The organism is Azospirillum lipoferum 4B, from assembly GCF_000283655.1.
Classification (GTDB): domain Bacteria; phylum Pseudomonadota; class Alphaproteobacteria; order Azospirillales; family Azospirillaceae; genus Azospirillum; species Azospirillum lipoferum_C.
On sequence record NC_016622.1, the window covers coordinates 1,753,891 to 1,773,930 of the forward strand.

At 68.0% G+C, this 20,040-nt stretch carries 23 protein-coding genes and 1 other RNA gene; 14 read left to right on the forward strand and 10 right to left on the reverse strand.

Annotation, left to right across the window (positions count from 1 at the left end; genetic code table 11):
* The first annotated feature begins 43 nt into the window (after positions 1 to 43).
* Positions 44 to 508, forward strand: a complete 465-nt coding sequence (locus AZOLI_RS08145; RefSeq protein WP_081505920.1) for a P-II family nitrogen regulator — start codon at positions 44 to 46, stop codon at positions 506 to 508.
* A gap of 294 nt (positions 509 to 802) precedes the next feature.
* The gene (glnA, locus tag AZOLI_RS08150) at positions 803 to 2,212 is read left to right on the forward strand and encodes a type I glutamate--ammonia ligase (protein WP_014248129.1); all 1,410 of its coding nucleotides are present in this window, start codon (positions 803 to 805) and stop codon (positions 2,210 to 2,212) included.
* Between the two features lie 46 nt (positions 2,213 to 2,258).
* Here the strand turns inward: glnA and AZOLI_RS08155 are convergent, their stop codons facing one another.
* A complete protein-coding gene (locus AZOLI_RS08155) occupies positions 2,259 to 2,552 on the reverse strand; it encodes a hypothetical protein (RefSeq protein WP_014248130.1) in 294 nt (97 codons plus the stop codon).
* A gap of 189 nt (positions 2,553 to 2,741) precedes the next feature.
* Here AZOLI_RS08155 and AZOLI_RS08160 point away from each other — a divergent pair, with 189 nt between their 5' ends.
* Positions 2,742 to 2,936, forward strand: a complete 195-nt coding sequence (locus tag AZOLI_RS08160; protein WP_014248131.1) for a hypothetical protein — start codon at positions 2,742 to 2,744, stop codon at positions 2,934 to 2,936.
* A gap of 75 nt (positions 2,937 to 3,011) precedes the next feature.
* Positions 3,012 to 3,197: a hypothetical protein gene (locus AZOLI_RS08165; protein ID WP_014248132.1), complete on the forward strand. Its 186-nt coding sequence runs from the start codon at positions 3,012 to 3,014 to the stop codon at positions 3,195 to 3,197.
* Positions 3,198 to 3,448: 251 nt separating this feature from the next.
* On the opposite strand, the gene gatA is transcribed toward AZOLI_RS08165, so the two are convergent.
* The 4 genes from gatA to AZOLI_RS08185 all read right to left on the reverse strand — a co-directional run bounded on the left by gatA (position 3,449) and on the right by AZOLI_RS08185 (position 6,249).
* A complete protein-coding gene (gene gatA, locus AZOLI_RS08170; RefSeq protein WP_014248133.1) occupies positions 3,449 to 4,930 on the reverse strand; it encodes an Asp-tRNA(Asn)/Glu-tRNA(Gln) amidotransferase subunit GatA in 1,482 nt (493 codons plus the stop codon).
* On the reverse strand, positions 4,930 to 5,217 hold the full coding sequence (gene gatC, locus AZOLI_RS08175) for an Asp-tRNA(Asn)/Glu-tRNA(Gln) amidotransferase subunit GatC (RefSeq protein WP_014248134.1): 288 nt from the start codon (positions 5,215 to 5,217) through the stop codon (positions 4,930 to 4,932). Before gatC ends, gatA begins: the two co-directional genes overlap by 1 nt.
* An 88-nt stretch (positions 5,218 to 5,305) precedes the next feature.
* Positions 5,306 to 5,623 (reverse strand): hypothetical protein, encoded by a 318-nt coding sequence (locus tag AZOLI_RS08180; protein ID WP_014248135.1) that lies wholly within the window; start codon positions 5,621 to 5,623, stop codon positions 5,306 to 5,308.
* Between the two features lie 83 nt (positions 5,624 to 5,706).
* The gene (locus AZOLI_RS08185) at positions 5,707 to 6,249 is read right to left on the reverse strand and encodes a GNAT family N-acetyltransferase (RefSeq protein WP_014248136.1); all 543 of its coding nucleotides are present in this window, start codon (positions 6,247 to 6,249) and stop codon (positions 5,707 to 5,709) included.
* Positions 6,250 to 6,322: 73 nt separating this feature from the next.
* Between AZOLI_RS08185 and ruvX the strand changes: the two genes are divergently transcribed.
* On the forward strand, positions 6,323 to 6,889 hold the full coding sequence (gene ruvX, locus AZOLI_RS08190) for a Holliday junction resolvase RuvX (protein ID WP_429725898.1): 567 nt from the start codon (positions 6,323 to 6,325) through the stop codon (positions 6,887 to 6,889).
* A gap of 18 nt (positions 6,890 to 6,907) precedes the next feature.
* On the opposite strand, the gene AZOLI_RS08195 is transcribed toward ruvX, so the two are convergent.
* Entirely contained in the window at positions 6,908 to 8,803 is a 1,896-nt protein-coding gene (locus AZOLI_RS08195) for an O-linked N-acetylglucosamine transferase family protein (protein ID WP_014248138.1), read from the reverse strand.
* A 16-nt stretch (positions 8,804 to 8,819) separates the two neighbouring features.
* On the reverse strand, positions 8,820 to 9,761 hold the full coding sequence (gene thyX / locus AZOLI_RS08200; RefSeq protein WP_014248139.1) for an FAD-dependent thymidylate synthase: 942 nt from the start codon (positions 9,759 to 9,761) through the stop codon (positions 8,820 to 8,822).
* Positions 9,762 to 9,875: 114 nt separating this feature from the next.
* Between thyX and ssrA the strand changes: the two genes are divergently transcribed.
* From ssrA to AZOLI_RS08210, 3 genes are all read left to right on the forward strand, one after another.
* Positions 9,876 to 10,236: a transfer-messenger RNA gene (ssrA, locus tag AZOLI_RS30800) on the forward strand.
* 75 nt (positions 10,237 to 10,311) lie between these two features.
* Entirely contained in the window at positions 10,312 to 10,809 is a 498-nt protein-coding gene (locus AZOLI_RS08205) for an SspB family protein (RefSeq protein WP_014248140.1), read from the forward strand.
* A 13-nt stretch (positions 10,810 to 10,822) separates the two neighbouring features.
* Positions 10,823 to 11,185, forward strand: coding sequence for a TfoX/Sxy family protein (locus tag AZOLI_RS08210; RefSeq protein ID WP_014248141.1), 363 nt, complete (start codon positions 10,823 to 10,825; stop codon positions 11,183 to 11,185).
* 58 nt (positions 11,186 to 11,243) lie between these two features.
* Here AZOLI_RS08210 and AZOLI_RS08215 read toward each other — a convergent pair whose 3' ends face one another.
* On the reverse strand, positions 11,244 to 11,939 hold the full coding sequence (locus AZOLI_RS08215) for a COQ9 family protein (protein ID WP_014248142.1): 696 nt from the start codon (positions 11,937 to 11,939) through the stop codon (positions 11,244 to 11,246).
* Positions 11,940 to 11,963: 24 nt separating this feature from the next.
* Positions 11,964 to 12,515 carry a peptide deformylase gene (def, locus tag AZOLI_RS08220; protein ID WP_014248143.1) on the reverse strand — a complete coding sequence of 184 codons (552 nt, stop codon included), beginning with the start codon at positions 12,513 to 12,515 and terminating at the stop codon, positions 11,964 to 11,966.
* Positions 12,516 to 12,732: 217 nt separating this feature from the next.
* Here def and rpsU point away from each other — a divergent pair, with 217 nt between their 5' ends.
* The 4 genes from rpsU to AZOLI_RS08240 all read left to right on the forward strand — a co-directional run bounded on the left by rpsU (position 12,733) and on the right by AZOLI_RS08240 (position 17,154).
* Positions 12,733 to 12,936, forward strand: a complete 204-nt coding sequence (rpsU, locus tag AZOLI_RS08225; protein ID WP_012974546.1) for a 30S ribosomal protein S21 — start codon at positions 12,733 to 12,735, stop codon at positions 12,934 to 12,936.
* A 205-nt stretch (positions 12,937 to 13,141) separates the two neighbouring features.
* Entirely contained in the window at positions 13,142 to 13,972 is an 831-nt protein-coding gene (gene panB / locus AZOLI_RS08230; RefSeq protein WP_014248144.1) for a 3-methyl-2-oxobutanoate hydroxymethyltransferase, read from the forward strand.
* Between the two features lie 139 nt (positions 13,973 to 14,111).
* Positions 14,112 to 14,546 carry a hypothetical protein gene (locus AZOLI_RS08235; RefSeq protein ID WP_044549869.1) on the forward strand — a complete coding sequence of 145 codons (435 nt, stop codon included), beginning with the start codon at positions 14,112 to 14,114 and terminating at the stop codon, positions 14,544 to 14,546.
* Between the two features lie 106 nt (positions 14,547 to 14,652).
* Complete coding sequence (locus AZOLI_RS08240; RefSeq protein ID WP_014248146.1) at positions 14,653 to 17,154, forward strand: ligase-associated DNA damage response DEXH box helicase; 2,502 nt, start codon at positions 14,653 to 14,655, stop codon at positions 17,152 to 17,154.
* A gap of 23 nt (positions 17,155 to 17,177) precedes the next feature.
* Here AZOLI_RS08240 and AZOLI_RS08245 read toward each other — a convergent pair whose 3' ends face one another.
* A complete protein-coding gene (locus AZOLI_RS08245) occupies positions 17,178 to 17,561 on the reverse strand; it encodes a 2Fe-2S iron-sulfur cluster-binding protein (protein ID WP_014248147.1) in 384 nt (127 codons plus the stop codon).
* Between the two features lie 124 nt (positions 17,562 to 17,685).
* Between AZOLI_RS08245 and pdeM the strand changes: the two genes are divergently transcribed.
* The gene (gene pdeM, locus AZOLI_RS08250) at positions 17,686 to 18,423 is read left to right on the forward strand and encodes a ligase-associated DNA damage response endonuclease PdeM (protein WP_014248148.1); all 738 of its coding nucleotides are present in this window, start codon (positions 17,686 to 17,688) and stop codon (positions 18,421 to 18,423) included.
* Between the two features lie 67 nt (positions 18,424 to 18,490).
* Positions 18,491 to 19,975 carry a cryptochrome/photolyase family protein gene (locus tag AZOLI_RS08255; protein WP_014248149.1) on the forward strand — a complete coding sequence of 495 codons (1,485 nt, stop codon included), beginning with the start codon at positions 18,491 to 18,493 and terminating at the stop codon, positions 19,973 to 19,975.
* The last annotated feature ends 65 nt before the right edge of the window (positions 19,976 to 20,040 follow it).

A 20,040-nucleotide genomic window follows, 5' to 3' on the forward strand; every position in this document is an offset into this window, starting at 1 on the left:
CTTCGGCAGCACCCTGCCCCATCGGACGGCATCCGACCGTCTTATGACCAGCGTCGACGCCGCCGGATCGGATCGGCCGAATGTGGCACGCTCCATGCTTACCGTCGTCGCTGTCGGCAGTGCCGTGGACGGTGCCTGCCGGCGTTGGCACCTCGTACACGAGAGACCCATGAAGAAGATCGAAGCCATCATCAAGCCGTTCAAACTCGACGAGGTGAAGGAAGCCCTTCACGAGGTCGGGATCAAGGGGATCACCGTCACCGAAGCCAAGGGCTTCGGCCGCCAGAAGGGCCACACCGAGCTTTACCGCGGCGCGGAATATGTCGTGGACTTCCTGCCGAAGGTGAAGATCGAGGTGGTGATGGAAGACTCCCTGGTGGAACGGGCGATCGAGGCGATCCAGCAGGCCGCGCATACCGGCCGCATCGGCGACGGCAAGATCTTCGTCACGCCCGTGGAGGAAGTGGTCCGCATCCGCACCGGCGAAAAGGGTGCCGACGCGATCTGATCGCGTCCGGCCATCCCGCCCGACCTTCCAACCGGCCCCCTTCCGACCAGCACCCGCCAACATGCGCCGTTTTCCCCATCCCCTCGCGCCGGCCCCTGCCGCACCCTTCGCCGAACGGCCGATGGCCGCCTATGGCGAACGTGCGACTTTTTGGGTTGGCGCGTTGTACGGGGAAGAAAGGCGTGAGATAACGTCCGCCGCGAGCGCCGCACTCCGCCGCCGAAGCCCCGAAGGGGCTGGGGCAGCGGCTTGACGCAGCGGGATCCAACCCTCTTAAAGCGTGGAAAAAGAGACATGTCCGACATCAGCAAGGTCTTCGACCTGATCAAGGAACACGACGTCAAGTACGTGGACCTGCGCTTCACCGACCCGCGCGGCAAGCTGCACCACACGGCCCAGCACGTCTCGACCATCGACGAGGATGTGTTCGAGGACGGCATCATGTTCGACGGTTCCTCGATCGCCGGCTGGAAGGGCATCGAAGAGTCGGACATGATCCTGAAGCTGGACCCGACAACGGCCGTCATGGATCCGTTCGCCGCCCAGCCGACGCTGAACATCCTCTGCGACGTGTACGATCCCGGCACCGGCGGCTCCTACGCCCGCTGCCCGCGCGGCATCGCCAAGGCCGCCGAGCGCTACACCGCCTCGGCCGGCATCGGCGACACCGTCTTCTTCGGTCCGGAAGCCGAGTTCTTCGTCTTCGACAACGTGAAGTACACGGTCGAGATGAACAAGGTCTCCTACCAGTTCGATTCGGACGAGGGCACCTATTCGTCCGACAAGGACTATGAGGACGGCAACCTGGGCCACCGTCCGGGCACCAAGGGCGGTTACTTCCCGGTCGCCCCGATCGACAGCTGCAACGACCTCCGCGCCGAGATGCTGAGCGTCCTGGCCGAGATGGGCGTTCCGGTCGAGAAGCACCACCACGAGGTGGCCGCCGCCCAGCACGAGCTGGGCATCAAGTTCGACACGCTGGTCCGCACCGCGGACAACATGCAGTACTACAAGTACGTGGTGCACAACGTCGCCCACGCCTACGGCAAGTCGGCGACCTTCATGCCGAAGCCGGTGTTCGGCGACAACGGTTCGGGCATGCACTGCCACCAGTCGATCTGGAAGGACGGCCAGCCGCTGTTCGCCGGCAACCAGTATGCCGACCTGTCGGAGCTGGCGCTGTACTACATCGGCGGTATCATCAAGCACGCCAAGGCGCTGAACGCCTTCACCAACCCGTCGACCAACAGCTACAAGCGTCTGGTCCCGGGCTATGAGGCCCCGGTCCTGCTGGCCTACTCGGCCCGCAACCGTTCGGCGTCCTGCCGCATCCCGTACGTCGCCTCGCCGAAGGGCAAGCGCGTCGAGGTCCGCTTCCCGGATCCGTCGGCCAACCCGTACCTGGCCTTCGCCGCCATGCTGATGGCCGGCCTGGACGGCATCCAGAACAAGATCCATCCGGGCGACGCGATGGACAAGAACCTGTACGACCTGCCGCCGGAAGAGCTGGCCAAGGTTCCGACCGTCTGCGGCTCGCTGCGCGAAGCCCTGAACTCGCTCCGCGAGGACAACGAGTTCCTGCGCAAGGGCGACGTCTTCACGCAGGACATGATCGACGGCTACATCGACCTCCGCACGGAAGAGATGATGGCCTTCGAGACCATGCCGCACCCGATCGAGTACAAGATGTACTACTCGGTTTGATGTCGCCTCGCGGCGTCCGGCAACGGGCGCCGCGGTCGGTCATGCATCATTCGAAAGCCGCTCCCGGTTCGCGCCGGGGGCGGTTTTCTTTTTTGGCCTGTTCGATCCAGACGCCGACGTCCGGCGGGGCGCACGCTGCCCGCTCGGTACAGTCCGCCTTGGCACAAGCGCAGGCAGGGAACCGGCAGCTGTCGCCGTTCAGGTCGGTCGCCCGCACTGCAAGGTCGTAGCGGACGCCGCGCATGATGGCGGGGCCGGCGGTGCTGTGGCGTTCGTAATGCTCCACGACATGGCGGACGCGGGTGAGCAGTTCCCGCCGTTGATCCTGTCCCGGGTCCATGCAGTCGCCCCCAGTCGCCGGTGATTGCAGCCATGAACAGGGACGCCGGAAAGCCGCGTCCTGTTCCGGCATCCAAGCGCAGTACGGCGCAAGGGGAACCCGACGCACAGGAATGATGCGGCAGCCCGGCTGTTGGCACGCCAACGATCAAGAATGATTGACCGAGATGAGTGACCAGGATGGGAGAGCATGATGGATCGCGATCGGCTGCACCGCGTCGCCAAGGCGCTGGGCGATGTCCGCCTCTATGAAAAGCACCACACCGGTGAGTTCATCACGATGCGCCTGCGCGACTCCCTGGCCGACAACCCCGGCTATGACGAGGAGGATGTGGACAAGAAGCTGCTGGAACTGGCGCGGGTGGCGCTGGAGGCGGCGGAATAGCGGGAGCCGAGGGTGACGAAGCGGCGGGCGGCCTGTTGGTGGGGATGAAGCGTCCACCAGAGGGAGACTGCCGCCATGGCCGAAGAGAAGACGTCCGACATGCCGCAAGGTGACCGTCCCGCCACCAAGCCGATCCCGGTCAAGCCGGCGGTCGAGCCGATGAGCGACAAGGACGAAGCGCCGCCGGGCACGCCGGGGACGGGCGAGAATATCGATCCGAAGACCGGCGAGAGCTATGTGCAGGGGATCGGCGGGGCGTGATGGGTGGGTGTGATGGATAGGCGTCGGCTGGCGATGCCCCCACCCTAACCCTCCCCCGCTCTCGGTCGGCCGAAGGCCGGTCCGATCACGGGAGAGGGGACTGCCGCCGCTCCTTTGATTAACTCTCCCAAGCGTCCTGCCCCCTCTCCCGCGAAGCGGGGGAGGGATGGGGAGGGGGCACAGCCAACCACCCCCCAAACGAAAAGGGCCGGCTCCTGCGAGCCGGCCCTTTCGCATTCAACGCTCCCGCATCACGCCACGAAGGGCGGGAGCGCGGTGAAATTGGCGGCCTTCTCCACGACATGGCCGACGCGCAGCAGCGTCTCCTCGTCGAAGGGGCGGCCGATCAGCTGGAGGCCGAGCGGCAGGCCGTCGGCGCCGAGACCGGCGGGGACCGACATGGCCGGCAGGCCGGCGAGATTGATCGGAACGGTGAAGACGTCGTTCAGGTACATCTGCACCGGATCGTCCATCTTCTCGCCGATGGCGAAGGGCGTGCTGGGGGCGGTCGGCGTCAGGATGACGTCGCAGCTCTTGAACGCCTCGTCGAAGTCCCACTTGATGCGCGTGCGCACCTGACGGGCCTTGTTGTAATAGGCGTCGTAATAGCCGGCCGACAGCACATAGGTGCCGATCAGGATGCGGCGCTGCACTTCCTTGCCGAAGCCGGCGCCGCGGGTGTTCTCGTACATTTCCTTGAGGTTGCCGCCCTCGACCCGCAGGCCGTAGCGCACGCCGTCATAGCGCGCGAGGTTGGACGACGCCTCGGCCGGCGCGATGATGTAATAGGCGGCCAGCGCGTATTTGGTGTGCGGCAGGCTGACCTCGACCGGCTCGGCGCCGGCCTCCTTCAGCCAGGCGATGCCCTGGTCCCACAGCGCGGCGATCTCCGGCGACAGGCCCTCCACCCGGTATTCCTTCGGAATGCCGACGCGCAGGCCGCGGATGTCACCGGTCAGCGCGGCGCGGAAATCCGGCACCGGCATGTCGACCGAGGTGGAGTCCTTCGGATCGAAGCCGCACATGGAGCGCAGCATGATCGCCGCATCCTCGACCGTCCGGGTCATCGGCCCGGCCTGATCCAGCGAGGAGGCGTAGGCGACGATGCCCCAGCGCGAACAGCGGCCATAGGTCGGCTTGATGCCGACGGTGCCGGTGTAGCCGGCCGGCTGGCGGATCGAGCCGCCGGTGTCGGTGCCGGTGGCGCCCAGCGCGGCGCGCGCGGCGATCACCGCGGCGGACCCGCCCGACGAGCCGCCGGCGACGATCTTCTTCTCCCAGGCGCCGGGCGCGCCGGGGCTCCACGGGCTGACCGTCTCGCCCTGATGGGCGGTGATGGTGGCGGAACCCATGGCGAACTCGTCCAGGTTCACCTTGCCCAGCATGACGGCGCCGTCGCGCCACAGCTGGGAGGTAACCGTCGACTCATATTCCGGCTTGAAGCCGTCCAGGATATGGCTGCCGGCGGTGGTCGAAACGCCCTTGGTGCAGAACAGATCCTTCACCGCGATGGGCAGGCCGTCCATCGGGCCGGCCTCGCCCTTCGCCCGGCGCTCGTCGCTGGCCTTGGCCATCGACAGGGCGGCGTCGGGGGTCTCGGTGATGAAGATGTTGAAGGGCCGCACGGCCTCGACCGCGCGCACATGCGCCTCGGTCAGCTCGACCGCGGTGAAATCCTTCTTGGCGAGGCCATCCAGGGCCTCCGCCATCGTCAGATGCGTGAGCGCCGTCATCACTCGACCACCTTGGGCACGACATAGAAGCCTTCGGCCGTTTCCGGACCGTTCGACAGGACCTGCGCGGCGTAACCGCCGTCGGTGACCTCGTCCTTGCGGCGGCGCAGTTTTTGCGCGGCCACACTGGTCATCGGCGGCACGTCCTTCGTGTCGACCTCGTTGAGCTGTTCCACGAAGGTCAGAATCTGGCTCAGTTCCCCAGCCAGGGATTCCAGTTCCTCGTCCGGCACCTTGATGCGGGCCAGATGCGCGATCTTGGCCACCGTGGCCTTGTCGAGCGACATGCCTCTACTCTCTTCCAAAACATTGGAAATCGGCCGCGAAGCTAGCACCCGCGCACGCCCACCGCAACGTTTGCGGCCTGTGCCCCGCTCAGAAGGCGTCCGGATTGCCCGAGGGCGCCGCGGCGGCCAGCGCCAGCGGGCAGCCGCAGGACCGGCAAGTGGTCTGCTGGAGCACCTGCAACACCCGCGCATCGGGCAGCGTGACCCCAAGCGCACGTTCCACCGCGGCGATCTGGCGCTTGTGGTCGGCGCTGGCGCCGCAGGCGGCATCCAGCATGGCGCCATAGTCGGACCGCGGCTGCGCCGTGATCGCCTGCGCGGCCCCGGCGGCGAAAAGGCCGGCACCGCCGGCAGCCAGCCCGGCCAGCACCGCACGCCGGTTCGCACCCGTCCCTGTCCTGCTCATCCGTCCGCTCCGTCGATGGGTTGACCGACTATACGCCGCACGGGCCGGCCCGCCAGCGGGCGAATCATTAAATCTGTGGATGCTCAGGCGGCAATGCGCGAGACCGAATGCCAGCTGGCACGGTCCATGCGCAGCTTGAACAGCGCGATCGGCTCGCCCCAGGGCGTCACCCGCGTTTCCAGTGCGATCGGCGTCAACCCGAGCTTCGCATAGAGCAGCAGGGCCGGCGTGTTGGTGTTGAAGCAATAGAGGGTCAGTTCGGGCAGGCGGTGATGGTCGAAGGCACGGCCGATCATCGTCCGCACCAGATATTCGGCGATGCCGCGGCGGCGCAGGGCCGGATCGACGCTGACATTGCCGATGCTGGCGGTCCGGCCATCCTCGAAGGTGGCATAGTTGGCATAGCCGACGACCCGGTCCCGCCCGTTCTCCGACAGGGTCACGACGGTCGGATCGCGGCGGGTGCCCAGCGTCGCCCGGACCTGATCCGCGGTCAGCGGCCAGACCGCGCGCGGGAACAGGAAATACAGTTCCTCCGCGCTGCGGGGAAATCCGCAGATGGTCGGGATGTCGCCGTCGGCAAGCGGCCGGTGCGACAGAAAGGGCAGGGTCGATGCGCTGTTCATACTTAGAAGAATAAGTATCTTGAACAACAACTCAAGCGTTCTTGCGGTCACAGGGCTGCGGCCCTATGGTCGGATCATGATCCACACCCTCTCCGAACTCGCGGCCCGGCTGGGCAAAAACCAACGTTTGCTTGGCCTTGACGTCGGCACCAAGACCGTCGGGCTGGCGGTTGCCGATCCGGGACTGATCGTCGCATCCCCGATCGGAACGCTGAAGCGGACCAAATTCACCCAGGACGCGCGCGAGCTCGGCAAGACCATCCGCGACTACGGCATCGGCGGGCTGGTCGTCGGGCTGCCGCTGAACATGGACGGGACGGAGGGGCCGCGCGCCGAGTCGGTGCGCGCCTTCGCCAAGAACCTGCTGGAGCGCCCCGACCTGCTGGGCTGGGAGGCGGAGATCGCCTTCTGGGACGAGCGGCTGTCGACCTCCGCCGTCGAGCGTTTCATGATCGGCGAGGCCGACATGACCCGCAAGCGCCGGGACGAGGTGGTGGACAAGATGGCCGCCGCCTACATCCTGCAGGGCGCTCTCGACATGCTGGCCAACCAGCGCCGCCTCGCCGCGGAAGAGGAAGCGGAAGAGGACGACGACTACGACCGGGACGAGGACCGCGACCACGGGCGCGACCGGGACTGACCGGTCGCCGGTCCCGGCTCAGTCGAAGTTCAACGCGAAGGACGCACGCCCCTGCCCGGCCGCAGCCCGCTGCCACATGGCGCCGAAGGCGGCCTCCAGGGCGCGGGTGAAGCGCACGCCGTCCAGTGACGGCGACGCGGCGAGCCGGTCGCGCAGGCGGCTGCGGATGCTCGCCAGACCGTCGGAGTCCGACACCAGCGCCGCCGCCATGGCGAGGTAAGCCTCCTCCCCCTCCACGGCGAGCGCCGGAAGCCCGGCGGAGGTCAGGTGCGTGACGGCATGGCGGGCGCAGAAGCGGTCGCCGCCCAGCGTCACCACCGGGACACCCATCCATAGCGCCTCCAACGTCGTCAGACCGCCCGAATAGGGGAAGGGGTCGAGCGCGACGTCGATCTCGCCATAGGTCGCCAGGAATTCGGCATGCGGGGCCGCGCCGCGCAGCTCGATGCGCTCCGGGTCGGCGCCGGCCGCGGTGAACAGCGCCAGCGTGCGCGCCCGCAGGTCAGGATCGTCCAGGCCGGGGGTGCGCAGAAGCAGCCGCGACTCCGGCACCGCCGCCAACAGGCGGGTCCACAATGCGGCGACCTGCGCATTCAGCTTGGGCAGGGCGTTCAGCGACCCGAAGGTGGGGCCACCGCGCGCGATCATCGGCAGCGGCGCCACCGCGGGCGCATCGGCCGGCGGCGACCAGGGCACATAGGCGTCGGGCATGCGGACGATGCCCTCGATGGCCCAGCCATCCGCACCCTCCGGGCTCTGCCGCGGGTCGGAGATCAGATAATCCATCGCCGGCAGTCCGGTGGTGCCGACATAGCCGGCCCAGGTGACCTGCACCGGCGCCGCCCGCCGGGAGAACACGCCCAGCCGGTTGCCCAGCGTGTGGCCGGCCAGATCGACCAGGATGTGGATGCCGTCGGCGCGGATGCGCTCCAGCAGCGCCGCGTCGTCCATCGCCGTGCTGTCGACCCAGCCGCCGGCCAGCCCGCGCAGCCGCGCCGTCACCGCATCGGGATTCGCGGTGTTGGAATAGCAGATCGCCTCGATGGTGCCTCGGTCATGGGCGGCCAGCACCGGTTCGAGGAAATAGCCGACGGGATGGGCGCGGAAATCGGCGGAGACATAGCCGACGCGCAGGCGCGGCCTCGGGGTGGCAATCGGGGTGGCCGGCCGGTCCGGGTAGCGCGCGCCCCAATCGGCATGGGCCTGCGCGATCTGCGGCATTGTGCGCGCCGGGTCGTATTGCATCAGGAACAGCCGCGCGCTGTGCAGCGAATCGGTGCCGGGCGCCAACCGCAGGGCGCGGTCCAGCGCGGCCAGAGCCTCGCCGATGCGCGCTTGGGGGGCGAGCGCCCGGCTGGCACGGTTGGCCCACAGCTCCACCCGCGACGGCTCCAGGCACAGCCCGGCGCTATAGGCGCGGTCGGCCTCGCCCAGCCGGTTCATCTCGGCCAGGGCATTGCCGATGTTGTAGAGCGGGATCCAGCTGTCGGGCTCGAGGATCGCGGCGCGACGATGCAGCGCCGCCGATTCCGACCGCCGGGCCCGCGCCCGCAGCAGGTTGCCGGCATTGACCAGAGCCGCCGGCGTGGCAGGGGCGAGCGCCAGGGCGCGGCGGTAGCAGCCCTCCGCCAGATCGGCGCGTCCGGCCTTGGCCAGCGTCTCCGCCATCACCAGCAGGCCGTCCATCGCCATGGCGAGCCCGCCGTCGAGGTTCAGCGCCCCGGCATAGGCCTGCGCCGCCCCCGGCGCGTCACCCTGGCTTTCCAGCACCAGACCGTAATTGGCCCACCAGACGGCGACACCGGGGCAGGCGGTGATGGCCTGGGCGAGAAGATCCTGCGCCTCGGCCCAGCGGCCGGCCTGCGCGGCGATCAGGCCCTGGCGGTAGATGCTTTCGGCCTGATCCGGCGTCATCGTCTTCGGTCCTATCTCAGGCTTCGGGGCGGCCGAGCTGGTCCATCAGCTCGCGCCATTCGCGCTTGGACAGGCCGCTGGCCTCCTGCGACACCGGCTCGCCGGCCAGCAGGCGCTTCACCACGTCCAGGCCGGTGCGCGACAGATGGGCGCCGCCCATGCGGTACTCGGTGAAGGACTCGAACACCGCCGGGACCCAGCGCTTCACCACGTCCAGCATCGCGTCGGCATAGACGCGGATTTCGTACTGGGCGTGGCTGTCGGCGCGCAGCGACAGAAAATGCAGAAGGTTGTGGAGATCGACCTTCCAGTACCACTGCGTGTAATAGTTCAGCGACAGGTTCATCCGCGCCAGCTCGCGCGCCAGACCCTGGCGGGACGGGTCGATGACGGTGCCGTCCTCGCGCTGGTTCAGCATCTCTTCATAGTGGCTGTAGGCGCGCTCCGAATCCTCGCGCAGCAGCCGCATGACGTTGGCCGCCTCCTCGCCCTCCAGCACGTCGCCGCGGCCCTGGCGGTTCACCACGGCCTGGGCGCCCAGCTGTTCCGGCGCCGGCACGTAGAACTCGCGGTCGAGGATGGAATAGCGCGCCGAATACTCGTTCACATTCGCGGTACGGTGGCGAATCCACTGGCGGGCGACGAAGATCGGCAGCTTCACATGGAACTTGATCTCGCACATCTCGAACGGGGTCGAGTGGCGGTGGCGCATCAGATACTTGATGAGGCCGGAATCCTCGCTGACCTTCTTGGTGCCCTTGCCATAGGACACGCGCGCCGCCTGCACGACCGCCGCATCGTCGCCCATATAGTCGATGACGCGGACGAAGCCGTGGTCCAGCACCTCCAGCGGCTGATAGAGGATGTCCTCCAGGGCCGGGACGGTGGCGCGGCGGGTGGTGGCGGTGACGGCGCGCAGGCGATCGATCTCATCGCGCTGCTCGGGCGTGATCGGCATGGTGACTCCGGGGTTACGGTGCCGGCTGTCTTATCAGACCGCGTGGCTGTCGGGAACGGTGAACGAACGGATCCCCCCGCGTCACCGCAACGCATTCGGCGAACATGCACACACCCCCTTCCCTTGCCGGACGGGAGTGCCTATATTCGCGACGTCGGTTCGCCGACTATGGCGATAAACGCCTTGTGGAATAAGCGTTGTGGACCCGGGGGCGGTACCCGGCGCCTCCACCAACCATACACCGGACTCGTTGACCGGGGTCGTTGGGGGCGAAACAGGATCGACACGCGTGGTAAAGGCATGGTTTTCGCTCGGCATGGTTCCGCCGTTATCGGGCCGTTGCAATAGTTGCCAACGACAACGTTGCTCAGGCTCGCCTCGCTGCCTAACGGCGGCTGGTAGCCTAAACCTAATCCCCGAGGGTTAGCGCCCAAGGGTGGGGCCGTGGGCCGCCTAGCAACAGAAGGCCCACACCTCTTCCTCCCAGCGTCCGCAACCGGCTTTCCCGTCGGCAGGACGCGAGACCGATGCATCAGGGACCCGCCCAAGCATGCCGAAAGAGCAGCTCCGCTATGACCGCATGGTCGAGACCGCGTTGCGCGGCGTTGTCCGCGACGCGCTGACCGAGGTTGCCGAGCGCGGCTTGCCGGGCAATCACCATTTCTACCTGACCTTCCGCACCGGTTACCCCGGCGTCGAGATCCCCGAATATCTGGCGTCCCAGTATCCCAACGAGATGACCATCGTCCTGCAGTTCCAGTATTACGGGCTGGACGTGACGGACGATCATTTCGAAGTGACGCTGAGCTTCAACAATGTGCATGAGCGGCTGGTGATCCCCTTCGCCGCCATCACGACCTTCGCCGACCCGTCGGTGAATTTCGCCCTGCAGTTCCAGCCGCTGGCCGCCGCCGAATCGGCGGAGGTGTCCTCCATGCCGCCGCGCGCCGCTGCCGAGCGCGTCGAGGAAAAGGTGGAGGAAGCCGCCCCGGCCGAGGAGCCGAAGCGTGGCGAGGTCGTCGCTCTGGACGCCTTCCGCAAGAAGTAACCGCTTCCCGCCAATGCCCGCCCGGCCGCCCAGCGAGTATGTCGCCACGCTCTGCGAGATGATGGCGCCGCTGGGCGACTTGCGGGCGCGCCGCATGTTCGGCGGCTATGGCCTGTCCATCGACGGGCTGACCTTCGCGCTGGTCGCGGAGGAGATTCTGTATTTCAAGGCGGACGATGTGAACCGCGGCTCGTTCGCGGATTTGGGCCTGGAGCCCTTCCGGCCCATGCCGGACAAGCCGACCACCCTCTCCTACTACCCGCCACCCGACTCGGCACTGGACGACCGTGACGAGTTGCTGCCCTGGGCAAGGTCGGGGTTCGAGGCGGCATTGCGGGCTGCGGCGAAGAAGGCCGCGAAGGTTAAGCGGAGGTAGGAGGCCCTCTCCCGGGACGGGAGAGGGAGATTCCAGGTGGGAGAGGGAATCACTCCCCTCAGATATTCTCCGCCATATGCACCGTCGCGTTGCTGGCCTGGGCGCCGGTGGTGCGCTGGCGCATCTGGCGGGCGAAGCGCAGGGGGTTGGGGAGGAAGTTCAGCATCGAGCCGAGCTTGCCGACCGACGAGGTCGCCTTGCCCACCGCCATCACGTCGGCCAGCCGGCGGTCGATGAAGGCGCGGGTCTCCACATGCCCTTCCGACTGGTCGTCCAGCCAGTAGAAGGTGGAGGAACTGACCACCGCGGACAGCAGCGCCCGCTTGGTATAGTGGTTGTAGTCGGTGGAGGTGTCGCCGGCGGCGAACCACATGGCGTCCACCGTGCGGTAGAGCAGCCGCAGGCCGAGAGCCACATTCTGCGGCATGGCCAGATAGGAGATCTGCCGGCGCTTCGCCTCGCGGTAGGGCTCCAGCACCTCGAAATAGGTGCGGACGGCGAGAGAGATGCGCTCGCGCACCTTCATCTCGGCCAGCGGCAGGGCCTCCAGCCGGTCGAGCATCTGGCGGTCGGTCCAGTCGGCGAAATGCTCCACCGCGTCGGTCACGCCGCCGGGGAAGGCGCGCAGCAGTGCGGACGGCTCGTGACCGGCAATCTGGGTGCCGTCGCGCAGGGCCTGCAGGCTCCAGCCGTCGAAGACGACATTTGGCAGGCTCGCAACCAGGATATCGTCGCGAAGCGTGTCGATGCTCATAGCCAACTCTCCCTGCGCCCGCCCTCAGGTCCGGGGCGGCGCGTCCGTGGCCGCGGCGAGCGCGGCGTTGATATGATGCATCTCCTCGGTGCAGACGAGGAGCCGCAGATCGTCCATGCGATCAAGATAGAGCACGCCATCCAGGTGGTCGACCTCGTGCTGGACCACACGGGCATGGAACCCCGATGCCTCGCGCTCGATGCGGGCGCCGTCCAGGCCGTAACCGCGGTAGCGGATGCGCCCGTATCGCGGAACCAGACCGCGCAGGCCGGGAATCGACAGGCACCCTTCCCAGCCCAGGACCTTGTCGTCGGACAGCGGCTCGATCACCGGATTGACCAGGACGGTGTTCGCCACCTCCTCTCCCTCGCCGCGGTCGGCGGGGACTCGGAAGACGATGATCCGGCGCGACTCCGAGATCTGCGGCGCGGCCAGCCCGACTCCGGGGGCATCCAGCATGGTGGCGATCATGTCGGCCGCCAGCCGGGCGACGGCCGGATCGGTCGGGTCGGCGATGGGCTCCGCGATCTTGCGGAGTACGGGATTGCCCATCCGGGCGATTGGAAGCACTGGCATGGCGCTATATCTGGAGTGTGGATGCCGTCGGAGCAACCGTTTCCTGCGGTTCCGGTTCCCGTGGTTCTGCAGGGCTCATGCTTGCGGGCCGAAGACTCCCCTTCACAAAGGCGGTGGGGCATGCTACACACTGCGCCCACACAAGGGGTGCGCCTGCCGCGCATACCTATTTGTTGCCTTTGCGCAACACGGCACACTTGGAAGGGTGACGGTAAACGTGCAAGTTCTGGTCCGAGATAACAACGTCGATCAGGCCCTCCGCGCGCTGAAGAAGAAGATGCAGCGCGAGGGCATTTTCCGTGAAATGAAGCTGCGCCGTAACTACGAGAAGCCCTCGGAGAAGCGCGCGCGTGAGAAGGCTGAAGCGGTGCGTCGCACCCGCAAGCTGCTCCGCAAGCGGATGGAACGCGAGGGCTATTAATCGTCGGTCGCTCTCAGCGACTGCGATGGGCGCGTGTGATGCGCGCCCAAGACCCCTTGTGTCTTGCACCCGACCGTCCCGCGATCTTCGCGAGGGCGGTTTTGGTGTATCTGCGCCATTCTGCGTGGCCCGACTGTGCGCCGGGCAAGCGTATTGAACGGTCAGCGAGCCATCGCGCCGCAGCCGGTACCGGAAAGTCCCGATCATGAGCGCTTCCAACCTCACCGCCCGCCAGTCGGTCCCTGCGCTGCGCGCCCGCAAGGGGGGCGAGCCCATCGTCTGCCTGACCGCCTACACGGCACCGGTGGCCCGGCTGCTCGATCCCCATGTCGACCTGCTGCTGGTCGGCGATTCGCTGGGCATGGTGGTCTATGGGCTGGACAGCACGCTGCCGGTGACGCTGGACATGATGATCGCCCATGGCGCCGCCGTGGTCCGTGCCTCCGAACGGGCCTGCGTCGTGGTGGACCTGCCCTTCGGCAGCTATCAGGAGAGCAAGGAGGCGGCCTTCCGCGCCTCGGCCCGCGTGATGGCGGAGACCGGTGCCCAGGCGGTCAAGCTGGAAGGCGGGCTGGAGATGGCGGAAACCGTCGCCTTCCTGACCGCCCGCGGCATCCCGGTGATGGGCCATGTCGGGCTGACCCCGCAGTCGGTCAACACGCTCGGCGGCTACAAGGCGGTCGGCCGCGATGCCGAGGCGGCGGAGCGGATCGCCGTCGACGCCCGCGCCATTGCCGAGGCCGGCGCCTTCACCCTGGTCATCGAAGGCACCATGGAGCCGCTGGCCCGCCGCATCACCGAAGAGGTGGCGATTCCCACCATCGGCATCGGCGGTTCGCCGGCCTGCGACGGGCAGGTTCTGGTCACCGACGACATGCTCGGCCTGTTCGGCGCCTTCCGGCCGAAATTCGTCAAGCGCTACGCCAATCTGGGCGAGACGGTCGGTGAGGCCGCAGCAGCCTACGCCGCAGAGGTGCGCAGCCGCGCCTTCCCCGGGCCGGAACATTGCTTCGGCGTGAAGAAGGCCCTCGATTAGCGCACGCTTCATTAGAAGTGCTGGATCAGAAAACACCCCTCGTGCCGATCGAAACTGTCCGCCACAGTTCATAATGATTGCGCGCGCAAGGTTATCCCCTGCCTAATCGTGGCAGTTTCGCCAAGCACTGGGGAATGCCATGACCTATGTCTATCGCTGGACGGATGCCAATTCTCCCGACATCCCGAACTACAAGAACAAAAAACTGACATATACTTTTGGCGGCCGTTCATCGGATAAGGCGTTCTGGGTATTTGACAAGGACAGCGCTTACCGCCCCGGCAAGGGGATCATGAAAGATCGGATTCTGCTCGCTTTCGACTTCGGCGAACATTACACGACGGTCGTCACCAATCCTGAGAATTTCGTCGATTTCGAATCGGAAGAGTTCAAGGGCGAAACCCGTCATCCGACGCAGGTGATCATCAAGTCCAACGAGGCCGGTGCGTACGGGATCGGCGCGATGATCCGGGGATTCCTGATGATCCGCGACATCCGTCTGGCCACCCGGAAGGAGATGGCCACCGCCCTGGGGTTGAAGGAAATAGAGGTGCCGGCAGGTCAGCGCTGGTGATCCGCCAAGCTGTCGGCGGCGACCGCGATGCCCCGACGATCGGGCTGACTGCCCGCTCCAGTTCGTTCTTTCTCCGTTCCGGGCGATCCGGTAAAGTCCGGCCGCCATGGATGCACCCTCCCCTGCCCTGATCCCGCCCAACGTCGCCGCGTGGTTCCGGTCGCGCGGCTGGGCGCCGCACCCGCATCAGGTCGCGATGGTGGAGGCGGCGGAACGGGGTGAGAGCGCGCTGCTGATCGCCCCCACCGGCGGCGGCAAGACGCTGGCAGGCTTCCTGCCCTCGCTGATCGAACTGGCCGAACGGCCGCGCGACGGGCTGCACACGCTCTATATCTCGCCGCTGAAGGCGCTGGCGGTGGATATCCAGCGCAATCTGGAACAGCCCATCGCCGAGATGCGGCTGCCGATCCGGGCGGAAACCCGCACCGGCGACACGCCGGAGGCCAAGCGCAAGCGCCAGCGCACCCATCCGCCGCACATGCTGATGACGACGCCGGAAAGTCTGGCGCTGCTGCTGTCCTACACCGACGCCGACCGGCTGTTCCGCAACCTGCGCTGCGTCATCATCGACGAACTGCATGCGCTGGCCGGCACCAAGCGCGGCGATCTGCTGGCGCTGGGGCTGGCCCGACTGTCGCGCCTCGCCCCCGCCGCCCGCCGGGTCGGGCTGTCGGCCACGGTGGCGGAGCCGGAGCGGCTGCTGGCCTGGCTGTCGCGCCGCGGCCGGCATGAGGGAAGCGACTCCGACGACGTGCGCCTCGTGCTGGGCCGTTCCGGCGCACAGGCGGAGGTGGAGATCCTGACCTCGCAGGAGCGGGTGCCCTGGGCCGGCCACATGGCGATGCATGCCATGAAGGAAATCTACGAGCGCGTCCGCCGCCAGCGCACCACCCTGCTGTTCGTCAACACCCGCGCCCAGGCGGAGCTGGTGTTCCAGGCGCTGTGGCGGGTCAATGACGACAACCTTCCCATCGCGCTCCACCATGGCTCGCTGGCGGTGGAGCAGCGCCGCAAGGTCGAGGGCGCCATGGCGCGCGGCGAGTTGCGAGCGGTGGTCGCCACCTCCTCGCTCGACCTCGGCATCGACTGGGCGGCGGTGGATCTGGTGGTGCAGATCGGCGCGCCGAAGGGGTCGAGCCGGCTGGTCCAGCGCATCGGCCGCGCCAACCACCGGCTGGACGAGCCCAGCCGCGCCCTGCTGGTCCCCGCCAACCGGTTCGAGGTGCTGGAATGCCGCGCCGCGCTGGAGGCGGTGCACGACCACACGCTGGACGGCGAGGCGCCGCGTCCGGGCGGGCTCGACGTGCTGGCCCAGCATCTGCTCGGCATGGCCTGCGCCGCCCCCTTCCTGGCCGACGAGCTGTATGAGGAGGTGGTTTCCGCCGCCCCCTATGCCGCGATGACCCGCGACGAGTTCGACGACGTGTTGGATTTCGTCGCCACCGGCGGCTATGCGCTCGGCGCCTATGAACGCTTCCAGCGCCTGAAGCTGCGCGAGGACGGGCGGATGGCGGTGGCCGGCCCGGCGGTGGCGCGCCAGTACCGGATGAATGTCGGCACCATCACCCAGGAGGCGCTGCTGCGTGTCCGGCTGAACCGCGGCCCGGTGCTGGGCGAGGTGGAGGAGTATTTCATCCAGGGCCTGACCCCCGGTGACACCTTCCTGTTCGCCGGCCAGCTTCTGAAGTTCCTCGGCGTGCGCGAGATGGAGGCGCAGGTCGCCAAGGGCGGCACCGGCGACCCGAAGGTCCCCGCCTATGCCGGCGGGCGGCTGCCGCTGACCACCCATCTGGCCGAGCGGGTGCGCGCCATGCTGGCCGATCCGCGCCAGTGGGAGGGGCTGCCGGAGGATGTGCAGGAATGGCTGCGGCTGCAACGCTACCGCTCGGTCCTGCCCAGCCGCGACGGGCTGCTGGTGGAAACCTTCCCCAAGGCCGGCAAGCGCTTCCTCGTCGCCTATGCCTTCGAGGGGCGGAACGCCCACCAGACGCTGGGCATGCTGCTGACCCGGCGGATGGAACGGTTCGGACTGGGTCCGCTGGGCTTCGTCGCCACCGACTATGTGCTGGCGGTGTGGTCGCTGCGGTCGCCCACAGATATGGATGCCCTGTTCGACCAGGACATGCTGGGCGACGATCTGGAAGCCTGGATGGACGAATCGTCGATGCTGCGGCGGACCTTCCGCAACGTGGCGCTGATCGCCGGGGTGATCGACCGCCGTCATCCGGGGCAGGAGAAGACCGGGCGGCAGGTCACCTTCTCCTCCGACCTGATCTATGACGTGCTGCGCAAGCACGACCCCGGCCATGTGCTGCTGCGGGCGACGCGGGCCGATGCGGCGGGCGGGCTGACCGACATCCGCCGCCTGTCCGATTTCCTGGCGCGGGTGCGCGGGCGGATCACCCACAAGGACCTCGACCGCATCTCCCCCCTGGCCGTGCCGGTGATCCTGGAGATCGGGCGCGAGCGGGTGGACGGCAGCGCCACCGACGAGCTGCTCGCCGCGGCCGAAGCCGAATTGCTGGCGGAGGCGATGCCGGAACTGGCTCCGCCACGGCCCGCGAAATCGGACACGGGGCGCCCGCAGCAGGGACGGTTGTCGTTGTGACACCGCCCCATGCCGCTCGCAGGTTACTTGCGCAGTTCCGGTTCCACTCCCGGCTCGCCGCTGAACTCGACAAGAATGGTCTCGTCACGGACGATGAACTGGCAGGCCAAACGGTAGGGCGGCGGGCGGTGGGCGTTCTCGGCAGCCTCCAGCAGGTCCCTGTTCAGCTTGCCGTTGACGGAAAGGGTGACTTTCTCCTTTTCGGTCAGATCGATGGCCATCGGAGTCTTTCCGTCCAGATAGGTGATCTTGACGAGGCAGGACCCGCACTCCCCGTCCTGGCACTGGAACGGGATCGGAATGTCGTGCTTTTTCGCCAGCGCCAGCAGAGTGCCGGTATCGCCGGCGACCGCGTAGACGGTCATGTCCTTGGGCATGTTCAGGCCGGTGAACGTCACTGTGGCCATGGGTATCCTCCGGGTATGGTTGTGATCCGCCATGCCTCCACGGCGGCGGCCCGTCAGGCTGCAAACATCATGCCCACAAAAAATTCATGGATATTGGTCATTTCCAATGATCGCCGGTAAACGAATGTTGTCAGCTTCCCCCCAAGCTCACGGCTCTGCCTGTCAGGGCGACGACAGCCGTGCCGCCCTGACGCTGTGCGGTGCCGACCTGCTGGCCGATCCCTCGGGCGCGCTGCTGTGGCCGGCGGAGGGCATCCTGGCCGTCGCCGACCTGCATCTGGAGAAGGGCTCCGCCTTCGCCGCGCGCGGCCGGATGCTGCCACCCTACGACACGCGGGCGACGCTGGACCGGCTGGCCGAGCTGATCGCGAGAGAGCGCCCGGCGCGCGTGCTGTGCCTGGGCGACAGTTTCCACGACCGCCACGCGGCGGAGCGGATGGACCCGGCCGACGTGGAGCGGCTGCGCGGCCTGACCGCCGCCGTGGCGGACTGGGTGTGGATCACCGGGAACCACGACCCCGATCCGCCGCAGGGCCTCGGCGGCAGGGCGGTGGCGGAGCTGTCCATCGGTCCCCTGACCTTCCGGCACGAGGCGCAGCCGGGCGCGGTGGGTGAGTTGTCGGGCCACCTGCATCCGGCCGCCGCCGTGGCGCTTGCCGGGCGGCGGGTGCGCGAGCGCTGCTTCGCCCATGACGGCGCCAAGCTGATCCTGCCCGCCTTCGGCAGCTTCACCGGCGGGCTGAACGTGCTGGATGCCGCCTTCGACGGGCTGCTGGCGCGCCGGTTCGAGGTGCTGATGACGGTGCGCGGCCGGGTCTATCGCTTCCCCTGCGCCCGTTTGTCGCCGGACCGCGCGCGCTGACGCGCTGGCCGAAGCGTGAGCGCGGCCTATATCCGTTGGTCCGGAGACGACCAACCGAGCGCCGTGCATGTCCGCCTCTCCCATCATCGTCTGGTTCCGCAACGACCTGCGTCTGGCCGACAACCCGGCGCTGACCGCCGCCGCCCAGGCCTCGGCCGAACGCGGCGCGCCGGTCATCCCGCTCTATATCCTGGAGGAGGAGACCGGCGATCCCCCCTGCGATCCATGGCCGCTCGGCGGGGCGCAGCGCTGGTGGCTGCATGGCAGCCTGGAACGGCTCGCAACCTGCTGCGCCCGCCATGGCTCGCCGCTGCTGCTGCGCCGTGGCGAGCCGGGGGCCGTGCTGGACGCGCTGATCGCCGAGACGGGGGCGGAGTGCGTGCTGTGGAACCGCCGCTACACCCCCGCCCAGACCGCCCGCGACGCAGCGATCAAGGAGCGGTTGAAGGCGCGCGGCATCGACGCCCGCAGCTTCAACGCCGGGCTGCTGGCCGAACCCTGGACCGTGCGCAACAAGAGCGGCGGTCCCTTCAAGGTCTTCACCCCCTTCTGGCGCCACCTGTCGGCCACGCTGAACCCGCCCCTGCCCACCCGCGCGCCCTCCGCCCTGAAGGCGCCGGCCAAGGCACCGGCGGGCGATGCGCTCGACAGTTGGGGCTTGCTGCCGACCAAGCCCGATTGGGCCGCGGGCTTGCGCAAGCGTTGGGTGCCGGGGGAGACGGCGGCGCTGTCCCATCTGGCCGATTTCCTCGACGGGCCGGTCGGCGCCTATGCCACCGAACGCGACCGGCCGGACCGTGACGGCACCTCCGCCCTCTCCCCCTATCTGGCCTTCGGGGAGATCGGACCGCGGCAGGTCTGGCACGCCGCCCGCCATGCCGCCGATGCCCGGCCGGAGCTGGCGCCCGGCATCGACTCCTTCCTGCGCGAGGTCGGCTGGCGCGAGTTCCAGTATCATCTGCTGCACCATGCGCCGGAGTTGCCCGACCGGCCGCTCGATCCCCGCTTCGCCGACTTCCCCTGGCGCGAGGATGCGGCGGGCCTGCTGGCGTGGCAGCGCGGGCGCACCGGCTATCCCATCGTCGATGCCGGGATGCGCCAGCTGTGGGAGACCGGCTGGATGCACAACCGGGTGCGGATGATCGTCGCCTCCTTCCTGGTCAAGGACCTGCTGCTGCCCTGGCAGGAGGGGGAACGCTGGTTCTGGGACACGCTGGTCGATGCCGATCTGGCCCAGAATGCCGGCAACTGGCAATGGGTGGCCGGCTGCGGGGCCGATGCCGCCCCCTTCTTCCGCGTCTTCAATCCCGTCCTGCAGGGCGAGAAGTTCGATCCGGAGGGCGATTACGTCCGGCGTTACGTCCCCGAACTGGACCGGCTGCCGCCGCGCTGGATCCACCAGCCCTGGGCCGCCCCGACCGAGCTGCTGCGGCAGGCCGGCGTCCGGCTGGGCGACGATTACCCGCGGCCGATCATCGACCACGGCGTCGCCCGCGACCGTGCGCTCGCGCTGTTCGAAGAGCGCAAGCGGCGGGTCGAGCCGGCGTCGTGACCCGGATCTTCACCGAAGCGTCACCGCCATGCCTGCAAACGGTCACAGCCGGCCGCTACTGTGCC